This window comes from Alteromonas sp. ABH4_457, assembly GCF_056160625.1.
Genome location: NZ_JBSWXN010000008.1, coordinates 275046 through 288016, shown reverse-complemented (window position 1 = coordinate 288016; position 12971 = coordinate 275046). Strand labels below are relative to the sequence as shown.

Here is a 12971-nt window from a genome sequence, read left to right as displayed (position 1 = left end):
GAAGGCCTTATTTTAATGTGAAGGCTATTGTGACAATGTCGGGCGGCGCACGCAACGTATGCCGGTGCGCCGTCAGATTACAGTTTGGTGGAGAACCGGTAACCTGCACCACGTACTGTCTGAATCATCGCGTCATGACCGTGCTTTGAAATGGCTTTCCGTAAACGACGGATGTGCACATCAACGGTACGGTCTTCAACGTAGACGTTCGTTCCCCACACGTTATCCAGCAACAGTTCACGACTGTACACCCGCTCCGGGTGAGTCATGAAAAAGTGGAGTAACTTAAACTCTGTAGGCCCCATATCCAGCGGATCGTGATTCGCCATAACACGGTGAGAAATCGGCTCCAGTTTCAGACCATTAAACTCAATGGGCTCTTCACTGGACGTCGGTGTCACACGTCGCATTACCGCTTTGATACGGGCGATAAGTTCCTTGGGAGAGAAGGGCTTGGTGACGTAATCGTCGGCACCGGCATCTAACCCGCGGATTTTATCTTCTTCTTCACCCCGTGCCGTTAACATAATAACGGGAATATCACGGGTAAACTCATGTTGCTTCAATCCTTTAGCCAGCTGGACACCGGAACCTCCCGGTAACATCCAGTCAAGCAATATCAAATCCGGATATGGTTCACAGATTTTCTGCTGTGCCACATCAAAATCTTCAGCCTCAACGGTATCAAAACCTGATTGCTCAAGAACGAATTTCAGCATTTCGCGAATTGGCGCTTCGTCTTCCACTATCAAGACAGTACGGGACATTGATATTTTCCTGCTCATAACAAAACGCCGCTATTATTAAGGTGGTCTGTGACAGTTTTATTAAAACGATTACATTTATGTGTCAAGGAGATTACGGTTTTTTATGCTTTTGTCGAATATCATCTCGCTTGTTAATTCAAGCTTTTACGCCTATTCTGTGTAGCAGGAATCAGGATTTCACGGTGAGGTTACGGTTGGATGGCCACAGTTAAGACAGGATTGTCGCGCAAGCTGCTCACGCGGGTACTGTCGGTGTATTTCATCCTGACACTTATCGTTACAGTGGGACAAATTTTCACTGAGTACCTGAGTACAAAAAATCACATCGAAAGTGAACTCCGTACCCTCAAAAATACCTTTGCAGAAAGCCTGACACGGGCCAACTGGGAACTGAACAAGGTTCAGGCCCGCATCATTGCAGAAGGCCTGACTAAACTCCCTACCATTGAAGGCGTACAGGTACGGGATGAAAACGGCGATCTGGTGGCCGATGAAGGTCAAACCATCCCGAGCAACGGCAGCCCTGTGCAAACAGGTATCATGCAGGACCACCCCGGCGGTATTTTCAGTTACAGCTTCCCGCTCATTTTTGAGTTTTCCGGCCGGGAGTCTTTCGTCGGTGATGTAACCCTCTATTCCAGCTTCGACATCATTTTAAGCCGCATCGAAGTCGGTATTTTCTTCCTTATCGGTAATGCCATTGTAAAAACCGCTTTTCTGATTTTTCTGTTCATGACGGCCTTTAAACATATGCTGTCTGAGCCGCTGGCAGAACTGACCGGGCAAATGACGACTTTCGATCCTGAACACCCGGAAGATTCAAAAATTCAGGTGACAGACAGCGAAGACAACGAATTACGCATGCTGCAACAGTCTTTTAATCAGGTTATCGACGACTTTGTCGTTTCCCAGGAAAAGCTGAAAGGTACCCGGGAAGCTCTGCGCCAGGCAAATAAAAAACTGGATGATCAGAACCTCATCCTGGAGCAGGAAGTTGCCAAGAAAACCGCTTCCTTATCGCAAATTATGCTCGATCTTGAACAACAAAAAGATGAGCTCATCGCTAATCAGCGGGAACTGCGTCAGGAAAACGAAAACCGTCAGTACATTGAAGATGAATTGCGGAAGCGGAATACTGAACTGGCAAGAAATATGGAAATGCTCAATCTGATCAAAGATCAGCTTGTGGAATCTGAGCGTATGGCATCTCTGGGCGGTCTGGTAGCCGGTATCGCCCATGACGTTAATACCCCCATCGGCGTGAGTGTTACCGCTGCCAGTTACCTGAATGAGCGCCTGGTATCATTACGGGCCGCCTTCGATGACAAAACGTTATCGAACAAGTCCATGAATGCTTTCATAGATGAAGCCGAACAGGCGTCCACCCTGCTACTGAGCAACCTGAACCGGGCATCTGATCTGATTGCCAGTTTTAAACAGGTCGCAGTAGATCAGACCAGTGAAGCAGAGCGTCTTTTCAATCTGAACAGCTACCTGCATGAAATTTTGCAGTCGCTGAAGCCTACCTTTAAGAACACCAGACATCAGGTCAATATTCAGTGTCCTGCAGATCTTGAGATCCTCTGCGCGCCCGGCGTCATTGCCCAGATTGTCACCAATATGATGATCAACTCATTGATGCACGGCTTTGAGTATATAGAAGAAGGGCATATCTCGCTGGCCGTGTCCCGTGATGGCGGTCATATCGTGATGGAATATCAGGATGATGGTAAAGGAATAAGTAAAGAGGCTTTAACTCATTTGTTCGACGCCTTCTACACAACACGGCGAAACCAGGGTGGCAGTGGTCTGGGCACACATATTGTGTTTAATCTGGTTACCCAGACGCTGGACGGTTCGATTGAAGCCTTCAGCGAACCGGAAAAAGGCCTCCGCTACGTTATCCGCTTCCCTGATAAACACGCCTGATCGTTACTAAAAACCACAGCCCGGCGTTGCAGCAAAACGCTGGCATTGGTACGCTTGCCGCCCTTAATAAAAACAATCTGGATCAGGACGTATTTTCTATGTGGTTTAAAAACCTCAAAGCCTATCAGCTTACTCAACCACTTTCTCTGGACGATGATGATCTCAGCCGTATGCTGATGGATAACGCTTTCCGTCCCTGTGGTAAACAAGACACCGCCACTATGGGCTTTGCTTCGCCTTTCTCTCAGGCCGGAAAAGAAGGCGTGATGTTCCACAAAGTGCAGGAACGCTACTGGATCACGGTAAAGAAACAGGAAAAAATCCTACCCTCTTCAGTGGTCAATGCTGAACTGGCAGACAAGGTCGCACACATTGAAGCGGAAACCGGTTCACCGGTGGGTAAAAAACAACAGCAGGATCTGAAGCAGGAAATCATTTTCCAACTGCTGCCACAGGCATTTGTGCGTAACACGTACACCCATGGCTTCATTTCTATTCCTGAAAAAATGGTCGTAATAGACGCGTCTGCAGACGGTAAAGCTGAAGCCTGGCTCGCTCTGGTCCGTAAAGCCATTTCGTCACTGCCTGTCGTACCACTGGCACGCCGCAGCCTGCAATCAGAGCTGACTCACTGGCTGACAGATGGCGCGCCGGAAGGTATTGAACTGCTTGAAGAAGCAGAGCTGAAGTCGACCGACGATCTGGAAAGTGTGATCCGTTGTAAAAACCAGCCTCTGGACAGCGAAGAAATCACTATGCACCTGGACAACGGCAAGCTGGTTCAGAAAGTCGGCTTCGCCTGGCAGGAAGTACTCACAGCGACCATTGCGGAAGACGGTTCATTTAAACGGGTGAAATTTACTGACCGTTTAAAAGAAGAATCTGAAGATATTCCTAAAGATCAGGTTGAAGCCCGTATGGATGCAGAGTTTGCGCTGATGTCAGCCGAACTGTGCCAGTTCCTCGATTTCATGCGTACCACGTTGAAGCTTAACGACGAATAACGTTAAGCTTACCCGGCTCAGGCCCGCTTTGATTTAATGCGGGCCTGCAGTTTATCCAGCCCCAGCACGCATAAACCAGCCAGCACCCCCCACACCGGAGCCCCAAGCTGAGCCACAGTGATGCCGGATGCACAACAAAGAAAAGTCAACAACGCTGCTTTACGATGACCCTGATCATCCAGCGCCTTGATCAATGATGCCTGTAATGTGCTGAATAAAGCCAGTCCGGCAAGCAGATGTACAACCACCAGCGGCATCTGGCTGAACAAATACACCACCAGCGAAGCCAGTACACCAAAGAGTATATAACCTGCACCGGCCATGATTCCGGCCTTATAACGTTGCTGCCGGTCTGTTCCCGCGTTCTCCCCCATACAAATCGCCGCAGTAATGGCTGCCAGATTCAGTGCAAAACCCCCGAAAGGTGCAGTGATCAGGTTGACCACATACACCCCTGACAGAACCTGTCTCACATCCGGGTGGTAGTCATAACTTTTTAAAATAGCGATGCCGGGTAAATTCTGCGATAGCAGCGTGATGAGAAATAACGGAACAGCCAGACTCACAGTCGCTGAGAGGGTAAATGCCGGGGCGACCCATACAGGCACCGGCCAGGCCCACTCAAACGCCATTGCAGGCTCACCGGCCTCCCACATACCAGCAACCAGTGCCACGGCGAGCAATATCAGCATGCTATAGCGGGGAAACCACACCGTACCCAGCAAATACACACTGATAAATATAACCACCAGAAGCGGATGCTCCGGCGCGTCAGAAAATATGCCCAGACAAACCGGCAGTAGAATGCCCGCCAGCATGGCCGAAGATACCGCAGGCGGGATGCGCTCTATTTGCGTAGTAATAAAACGGCTACGGGCGGCGATAAGTGCCAGCAATGCCGCGATAACAAAAGCCCCGATGACTTCTGCCAGCGAAAATCCGCCTGCAGCTCCAATGAGAAAAGCAGCGCCCGGCGTGGACCATGCCGTCACCACCGGCACCTTATAAAACCAGGAAAAGCCGATACAGGTGATGCCCATACCCAGCCCGAGCATCAGCAACCAACTGACAATCATGCCCGCATCTGCTCCGGAAGCCTGAGCAGCCTTTATTACCAGCACCACTGCACTGCTGTAACCCACAATAACGGCGGTGAGTCCGGCAGTTATATGGCTCAGCCCGGGAAGTGATGATGTGGACACGATATTCTCCGTCAAATTGAAACGTGCGCTATAGCGCACAATAAAGGCAACAAAGTTTACCACTGTGCGCTATAGCGCACAAACGAATTCATCGTTCACCTGAAAACGACTTTGTCCGGGATAAAAGAAATACCCGTAAGCGAATGAACAGGATTATGAACAGAAAAAGTGAGAATGGATGTGGATGTTGTCAGAGATGAGCGGAAGATTCAGACCGGCAACAGCGCTGCCGGTCGGGTATTGCGGTTAAGCTCAGGCGAAGACTTGCTTGGCGTTAACACACATTTCTTTATATTCGTCAGTAGTCAGTTCTTTAATATCCTCAATAACGCCACGCTGAATTGCCAGATTCAGCACAGCATCTTTCTGACCATCCATTTTACCCGCCAGCGCTGCACCGACACGGACAAAATCCAGGTAAGACAGCTTCTCCGGTATGACTGACAGATCCCGCCATTGCTCGGCTACCATAGTGAAATCATCACTGAAATCCCAGGCTCGCATGATGCTGCCGCCAATCCTGCCGGACAACTTATCAATGGCAACATTCAGGAAGGTCGGGTTCGCAAACACCTCTTCGTGGCGTTCCGCTTCTGTGAGAATAGGCAGTACGCCAATGTTGTGCACCAGAGCTGCGAGGGTCATGGTGTCCAGGCTCAGCTCACGGTTCTTCGTGCGGTTGATGTAAAGCTGCAGCGTAGCCATAGAATAGGCCACTACATTAACCGTTGAAGCCCATTCTATTTTCAGGTGTTTGGCAACGACATCATTCTTAGAAACGAACAACTGTTCCATTGCCAGCGCAGTGGAAATGTTCTTTATCTGGCGCAGGCCGATACGGGTTACCGCCTGACCGATGGATGTGACTTTAACTGTACGACCCAGGTATGCACTGTTAGCTATCTTAATCATCCGCATACTTAAAGAAGGATCTTTGCCGATAACGTCTCCCATGGCATTCAGATTCACGTTCGGATCATCTGCTGCCTTACGGACTTTCAGCGCAATGGCCGGTAAAGTGGGCAGTACCAGTGTATCGTTATTAATCTTTTCAACAAGAATCGTGAGAAGCGCGTTTTGTGTTGACATATACCTACCTTTTTAGTGTCTGTAAGCCACCCGCCTGAAAGCATAGAGTAGCCGAGAGGTATGTGGAAATCCGGCAATCCTTCGCAGTGGAACGACCAGGCCATCATTAAAGCGTGTTAATGAAAATATATCAGCAGAATAAGTAATCTGCATCCTGCAAATGCGATTTTATTGAAACAGGTCATATACAGGCGTTTCTTCTGTCATACGTTTTCTCTCCTAAAGTATTGTGGCATGAACAGGCAGGTAAATCGTTGATATATGTATCAGCGAACTCGTCAGCCAGCAGAAAACTTGCTAGACTCCGGCACACGTTCTGGAGGTGCTGTACTCATCAGATATTGAGCAGCCTGATTGGGAATCCGGTGAAAATCCGGAACTGTACCCGCAACTGTAATGCTGCCTGTCAGCAAAGTCAGATACCAAACTCCGGCCTTGCGCCTTTTGTCAGACATCACGGTGCAAATATAACTATTTAAATACTTAACTCGTGCGGGAAAACACGAAGACAGTGACACTGTCTCTGCCACATCTTCTGGCAGGAGACCTTGCCTGTACCGGTCCTGACCGGTGTTTTCTCCTGCGCCCGGATTGATGCGGCAGAACACCATGACCACAACCACGGCTTTACAAACTGAAGCCATCCGGTTACAAGCCGGTGACAAAGTCATTCTTGATGATATGACTCTTTCCTTTTGCGGCGGTCAGTTTCATGGTGTTCTGGGCCCCAACGGGGCGGGCAAAACCAGTTTACTGAAAATCCTCACTGGCCAGCGGCAAAGTGAAGGCAAGGTTATATGGCAGGGCCAGCACCTTAATACCCTTACTCCTCAGGCACTGGCCAGACAAATCGCCGTGGTCAATCAGGTAAACGATACTGTATTTGCCCTCACCAGCCGCCAGGTGGTGACCATGGGTCTTCTGCCTCATAAAAACCTGCTATCCCGTTACACCAAAGCCGACATGCAGGTGGTGGACTGTGCGCTGAACGATGTAGGCCTGAGCGACAAACGAGACCAGTTTTTCAGTGAGTTGTCCGGGGGTGAACAACAACGATGTCTTATCGCCAGAGCTCTGGTACAGGGCGCATCACTATTAGTGCTGGATGAACCGGTTAATCACCTTGACGTGTATTACCAGCACCAGGTTCTGCATTTGCTGCACAGTCTTTGTCAGCAACACGGGAAAACCGTGATTGTCAGTTTGCATGATTTAAATCTGGCTGCCGCCTACTGCGATCACATTGTTTTGCTCAACAACGGTAAAGCCATTGCCACCGGCACACCTGAACAGGTCCTGGAAGCAGAAAGGCTGAGCGCCACATTCAGGATCCCCTGTACCGTCCATAAAGGCCATTCACCCGGCTCTGCCCGTGTAGAGTTCATGCCACAAAATACTGAGCATCAATGGCAACAGCATTCAGGACAATCCCATGAAGTTTAAATGGATCCTGCTGGTTTTACTGGCACTTTCAGCCCCTGTTCTGTCACTGTTTTTTGGTGCAGCATCATTATCCGCAGATACGATTTTTCAGTGCGTATTCGCACAATGTGCCGATCCGGTTGATCAGGCTATTTTTATGGAAATTCGTGCTCCCAGGGTGATCACCGGCTTTCTTGTGGGTGCAGGTTTATCTGTAGCCGGCGCAACGCTGCAGAATGTCACACGGAACGGCCTGGCCGATCCTTATCTTTTCGGTGTTGTTGCAGGCGCAGGACTCGGTGCAGCCGTTGCCGCCCTGCTGTTTAACAGCCCTGCCGGCAGCGAAGCCGGTTTTCCGGCACAAATGTACAGCATCGCCCTGCCCGCATCTGCATTAGCCGGAGCGGTATTGGCTGTGCTGCTGGTGCAGGTGTTGTCACACACTACTTTCGGCAGACGCATAGAACACATGTTACTGGCAGGTGTTGCCGTGTCTTTCATGCTCAGTGCACTCAGCCAGTTTTTACTGTTTGTCGGTGACCCTTTCGCTGCCAACCAGGTGGTGTTCTGGCTCATGGGTTCGCTGGCGCGGGTGGAAGGCTGGTATGCCTGGGCCATGCTGTTGATTGTGGCAGCAAGTACCGGCGTGTTGTACCTGTACGGACCGCAGATTGATGCATTGCTGCTGGGCGATGAAAGCGCCCGCACACTGGGCGTGAACGTCACCAGGATGCGCGTTTTATGTTTACTGCTGTGCGCCGCTCTGACAGCTGCCATTGTTTCCTACTGCGGTGGCATTGGTTTTGTGGGGCTGATGATCCCGCATATTGTCAGGCACTGGCTGGGCGTTACCAGCCGCACCTTGTTTATTGGTTGCGCGCTGCTCGGCGGATTTTTCATGGTGTGGGTAGATGTATTCGCCCGCACAGCCTTTACCGGAAGGGAAATTCCCATCGGTATTATCACGTCAGCCATCGGCAGTGTTTTCTTTCTGCTGGTCATGCGACAGCGTCAGACCTGAGGACAAATCATAATTTATGTCGATATTTGAAAGTACATTCTGGTCAGTCCCGCCATTAAACCGCGAACCGGAGCCATTGATCCGCGGGCATATAGATGGCAAAACCAAGCCGCAGGGAGCGCTGGGCCAACTAGAGTCACTGGCGTTGCAACTGGCGCTGATGCAATGGCAGGGAACGATTCAACCTGTCTACATTACTCAACCGGCCATGCTGGTGTTCGCTGCCGACCACGGTATCGCTGCCCATAATATCAGTATTGCCCCGCAGACTGTGACTCAGCAGATGGTGCTGAATTTCCTCAATGGCGGCGCAGCCATCAATGCTTTTTGTGCCACCAACGGGCTGACTCTGAAAGTCATAGATTGCGGGATGATTAAAGCACTGCCGGTATCCCATGAAGATTACATCGTTAAACGGGTTGCTTCCGGTAGTCATGACATCTCCCGTCAACCAGCCATGTCTGACATGGAGGCCGAACTGGCCATTCTGCATGGTGCTGACGTGGCTAAATGCATTACCGGTAAAGGCTGCAATGTGGTGGGCTTTGGCGAAATGGGCATTGGCAACACCAGTGTCGCAGCCGCTCTGGTTAGTGCGCTCACTGGCGAACCGGTTAAAAATTTAACCGGCAAAGGCACCGGCATTAACGACTCACAATTAACGGTGAAACAAAACTTACTGGAACAGGCTATGGCCAGAACTGAAACTGCCTGCGGGAATTTACCCGTCAGTCCTGAACAGGCACAGGTTCACACCGGCGGCTTTGAAATCGGGCAGATAGCAGGCGCAATGCTGGCAACCGCACAGGCGGGCAAGCTCATTCTGGTCGACGGATTTATTGTCTCTGCTGCGGCGCTGCTGGCGACAAAAATTGCCCCCGAAGTGCGGGATTATATGGTGTTTTGTCACTGCTCAGCGGAGCGGGGGCACAAGTTTGTGCTGGAGCAACTGAATGCCACGCCCTTGCTGGATTTAGGCCTGAGGCTGGGTGAAGGCACCGGCGCGGCGTTGTCGTTACCACTGTTAAAAGCTGCTGCGTCCTTCTATAACGACATGGCCTCTTTTGAAAGTGCGAAAGTGGTGCTGTAAATGAGTCATCGTATTTCCGGGTTTAACCGGCATACTGCCAGTTTTCTGCTGGCGTTAAGTTTTTTCACCCGTATCCCTGTGGGCAAATATGTAGCCTACAGCGACGAAGCCATGCACGATGCCGGTAAATACTTTGCGCTTACCGGCTGGCTAGTCGCCCTTATTCTCTATGCTTTTTACAGTGTGCTGTCGTTAGTCTTTGCCCCTGAAATCAGTGTTTTTCTGATGATTGCACTCAGCCTTATGCTCACCGGCGCCTTCCATGAGGATGGTCTTGCCGATACGGCCGATGCATTCGGCGGCGGCCGGGACAGAGCACACAAACTGACAATCATGAAAGACAGCCTGCTGGGTACCTACGGTGTTTGCGCACTCACCGGCGCACTGGTGGGCAAATGGTTACTGCTGTCGGTACTGGCTGCACAGGATGCGCTGCTCCCGGCATTACTGACCGCCTGTCCGCTTTCCCGCGCATTCGCGCTAAGCCACGTGCAGCATCTTCCCTATGCCACAGGCGATCTCAGCGGTAAAGCCAGTAAGAGCATGCCGTTTGCAGTGCCTTACAATACAACTTCAATGGCATTTCTGTTTATTACCGGCGGTCTGATGTTGCTGTTTATTCCGTTAGCACACAGTCTGCTGTTGCTTGCAGCCTGCCTGTTGATGCGCAGCGTGCTGAAAAATTGTATGCAGAAACACATTCAGGGGTTTACCGGTGATACCCTCGGCGCAGCGCAACAATGCCAGGAGTTGCTGATTTATCTGTTCTTCGCAGCCGTAGCCGGAGGTAACCTGTGATCCATTTTATTACCGGCGGCGCCCGTTCAGGCAAATCCCGCTACGCACAGACTCTTACAGAACAAGCCGCTGCACAGAGTGTGCAACACGTTCACTATATCGCCACAGCGACGCCCCTTGATGAGGAAATGCAGTTACGTATTGCGCGCCACCGCCAGGACCGTCCGCCACACTGGCACACGATTGAAGCGCCGCTGTTACTGTCAGAGGCGCTGGCCGCACTGCCTGCAGATGATATCGTGCTTACCGACTGCCTGACACTGTGGCTCAATAACCAGTTGTATCATTATCCGGATCAGGATTTTACGGCACTGTTCGGCGCACTTACAGATGTACTCAGTACCCGTACCGGCCCCACCTTCGTGGTGGCGAATGAAGTGGGTCTTGGTGTCATTCCTGCCGATTCTGTCAGCCGCCGGTTTGTGGATCTCGCCGGCTGGCTGAATCAGGCGGTGGCTGCAGCGGCTGACAACGTGACCTTTGTGGCTGCCGGCCTGCCCCTGTCACTGAAGAAAGGAACCGGACAGTGACCACCACCATCGACTTACTCAGGCACGGCGAAGTAGCAGGGAAACCGGCACTTTACGGCGAAACCGATGTGCCTCTCAGTGACAACGGTTTACAGCAGATGATGTCTCAAGTGCCTCATGTCAGCGGCGCAGAGCGGCTCATATCCTCTCCTTTGCAGCGCTGCCGCAAAGGTGCTGTGGCATTAAGTGAAGCCCTGACAGCCCCGCTGTCTTTGGTGTCCGGCATCGCAGAATGCCGGTTTGGTGACGTGGACGGCCTGCCCTTTGATGACGCAGGAGATAAGTGGCCGGCAATGGAAGCATTCTGGCAACAACCGGTTGCCTGTCCGCTGCCGGGAGGAGAGCCCCTTGCTGAATTCCATCAGCGTGTGATGGATGCCTGGCATACCCTGCTGCATGATGTAAAAGGGCAGCATTGTCTGGTTGTCACCCATGGCGGTGTGATTCGCCAGATCATCGCCCGGTTACTGAATATCGACTGGCAACAGGCCAGCGTATATCAACACCTGACTATCGGCTACGGCAGTCTGACCCGGATAACCATTGGCGATTATGCTGATGCCCTTCCAGCCATTCAGTTTATTGGCGTACCGCCACCGGCTGTAAACGGAGCAGACAGATAAATGGGATATAAAAGTCATACCACGTTAATGGTTCAGGGCACGTCTTCCGATGCCGGAAAAAGTATGCTGGTTGCCGCCCTGTGCCGGTGTCTGAAGAACAGACAATACACCGTAGCCCCTTTCAAGCCGCAAAACATGGCCTTAAACAGTGCGGTCACAGCAGAAGGTGGTGAAATTGGCCGTGCGCAGGCAGTACAGGCACAGGCTGCAGGCATTGCACCGCATACCGATATGAACCCGATTCTGCTAAAGCCATCTTCCGACACAGGCGCACAGGTAATTGTGCATGGTAAGGCCATTGGCAACATGCAGGCTGCGCCCTATCACCAGTACAAAACCATCGCCATGGAAGCTGTCATGGCATCGCACCGCAGACTCACCGCTAAGTATGAACGGGTAATTGTTGAAGGTGCAGGCAGTCCGGCAGAGATTAACCTGCGGGACCGTGACATTGCGAATATGGGCTTTGCCGAGGCTGCGGACTGTCCGGTTATTCTGGTTGCCGATATTGACCGCGGTGGTGTGTTTGCCCAACTGGTGGGCACCCTTGCGCTGCTCTCTGACAGTGAGCGTGAAAGAATATGCGGCATGGTGATCAACAAATTTCGCGGCGATATCAGTCTGCTGGAATCCGGGCTGGCATGGCTTGAGAAGGAGACCGGTAAACCGGTTTTAGGGGTACTGCCTTACCTGCACAACCTGCAACTGGCCGCTGAAGATGCGATTCAGGCCTCTCAGTATACAAACCCTGAACAGGCGCTTCTGAACGTGGTTGTGCCGGTTTTCAGCCGCATCAGCAATCATACTGATTTCGATATGTTGCGCACCCATCCGCAAATCAATCTGCAGTTTGTACCGCAGCACAGTCCCTTACCTCCCGCTGATCTCATCATTTTACCGGGCAGCAAAAATGTTCGCGGGGATCTGGCATTGTTGCACCAGTGCGGCTGGCACAATGATATTAACCGGCATTTGCGCTACGGGGGAAAAGTACTGGGAATTTGCGGCGGCTATCAAATGCTGGGCACAGACATTCACGACCCGGACGGGATCGAAGATAAAGCCGGCAGCAGTCAGGGACTGGGACATCTGCCCGTCTCCACCCGTCTCGAAAAAGAAAAGCAACTGACCCGTGACGAAGGACAACTCTGTTTGCATCAGGCAGACAGTATTCCTGTCAGCGGCTATCAAATCCACGCAGGGAGAAGCACCGTTTCCCCGGGGCAGTCGCCCTTTGCCATACTAAAAAATGGCGGACAAGATGGCTGTATCAGCAACGATAATCAGGTAGCAGGTACTTACTTACACGGCATTTTTGATTCGCCGGAAGCGTTACAGCACATTATTGACTGGGCAGGGTTAAAAACAGATTTAGCCGTGCCTTACGAGGTTCAACAGGAACGGGAAATCTCACGGCTTGCCAGCATGTGTGAGGAGTATCTGGACTGGACGAAACTTAACGCGATCCTGAATTTAACGTAATCCATTGTCAGCCG

At 51.3% G+C, this 12971-nt stretch carries 12 protein-coding genes and 1 riboswitch; of the genes, 9 read left to right on the top strand and 3 right to left on the bottom strand.

Annotation, left to right across the window (positions count from 1 at the left end; translation table 11 throughout):
- Nucleotides 1-77: 77 nt before the first annotated feature.
- A complete protein-coding gene (gene phoB / locus ACXAGR_RS21175; protein WP_119500123.1) occupies nt 78-767 on the bottom strand; it encodes a phosphate regulon transcriptional regulator PhoB in 690 nt (229 codons plus the stop codon).
- A 198-nt stretch (nt 768-965) separates the two neighbouring features.
- Between phoB and ACXAGR_RS21170 the strand changes: the two genes are divergently transcribed.
- Both ACXAGR_RS21170 and rdgC read left to right on the top strand, forming a co-directional pair.
- Nucleotides 966-2696 (top strand): sensor histidine kinase, encoded by a 1731-nt coding sequence (locus ACXAGR_RS21170; RefSeq protein WP_474852383.1) that lies wholly within the window; start codon nt 966-968, stop codon nt 2694-2696.
- 98 nt (nt 2697-2794) lie between these two features.
- Nucleotides 2795-3700, top strand: coding sequence for a recombination-associated protein RdgC (gene rdgC, locus ACXAGR_RS21165; RefSeq protein ID WP_119503293.1), 906 nt, complete (start codon nt 2795-2797; stop codon nt 3698-3700).
- A gap of 17 nt (nt 3701-3717) precedes the next feature.
- On the opposite strand, the gene ACXAGR_RS21160 is transcribed toward rdgC, so the two are convergent.
- Entirely contained in the window at nt 3718-4902 is a 1185-nt protein-coding gene (locus ACXAGR_RS21160; RefSeq protein WP_474852382.1) for a benzoate/H(+) symporter BenE family transporter, read from the bottom strand.
- A gap of 252 nt (nt 4903-5154) precedes the next feature.
- Nucleotides 5155-5991 carry an HDOD domain-containing protein gene (locus ACXAGR_RS21155; RefSeq protein WP_474852380.1) on the bottom strand — a complete coding sequence of 279 codons (837 nt, stop codon included), beginning with the start codon at nt 5989-5991 and terminating at the stop codon, nt 5155-5157.
- 303 nt (nt 5992-6294) lie between these two features.
- Nucleotides 6295-6436, top strand: a riboswitch (cobalamin riboswitch).
- 164 nt (nt 6437-6600) lie between these two features.
- Here ACXAGR_RS21155 and ACXAGR_RS21150 point away from each other — a divergent pair.
- From ACXAGR_RS21150 to ACXAGR_RS21120, 7 genes are read left to right on the top strand one after another with little or no spacing between them, the layout of a single operon-like run.
- Complete coding sequence (locus ACXAGR_RS21150; protein WP_474852378.1) at nt 6601-7434, top strand: ABC transporter ATP-binding protein; 834 nt, start codon at nt 6601-6603, stop codon at nt 7432-7434.
- Entirely contained in the window at nt 7424-8434 is a 1011-nt protein-coding gene (locus ACXAGR_RS21145; protein ID WP_474852377.1) for a FecCD family ABC transporter permease, read from the top strand. Before ACXAGR_RS21150 ends, ACXAGR_RS21145 begins: the two co-directional genes overlap by 11 nt.
- A gap of 16 nt (nt 8435-8450) precedes the next feature.
- Nucleotides 8451-9524 (top strand): nicotinate-nucleotide--dimethylbenzimidazole phosphoribosyltransferase, encoded by a 1074-nt coding sequence (gene cobT, locus ACXAGR_RS21140; protein WP_474852375.1) that lies wholly within the window; start codon nt 8451-8453, stop codon nt 9522-9524.
- Nucleotides 9525-10322, top strand: a complete 798-nt coding sequence (locus ACXAGR_RS21135; protein WP_474852373.1) for an adenosylcobinamide-GDP ribazoletransferase — start codon at nt 9525-9527, stop codon at nt 10320-10322. It begins immediately after the preceding gene.
- A complete protein-coding gene (gene cobU, locus ACXAGR_RS21130; protein WP_474852371.1) occupies nt 10319-10852 on the top strand; it encodes a bifunctional adenosylcobinamide kinase/adenosylcobinamide-phosphate guanylyltransferase in 534 nt (177 codons plus the stop codon). Before ACXAGR_RS21135 ends, cobU begins: the two co-directional genes overlap by 4 nt.
- Nucleotides 10849-11475 (top strand): histidine phosphatase family protein, encoded by a 627-nt coding sequence (locus tag ACXAGR_RS21125; RefSeq protein ID WP_474852370.1) that lies wholly within the window; start codon nt 10849-10851, stop codon nt 11473-11475. Before cobU ends, ACXAGR_RS21125 begins: the two co-directional genes overlap by 4 nt.
- Nucleotides 11476-12957, top strand: a complete 1482-nt coding sequence (locus tag ACXAGR_RS21120) for a cobyric acid synthase (RefSeq protein WP_474852368.1) — start codon at nt 11476-11478, stop codon at nt 12955-12957.
- The last annotated feature ends 14 nt before the right edge of the window (nt 12958-12971 follow it).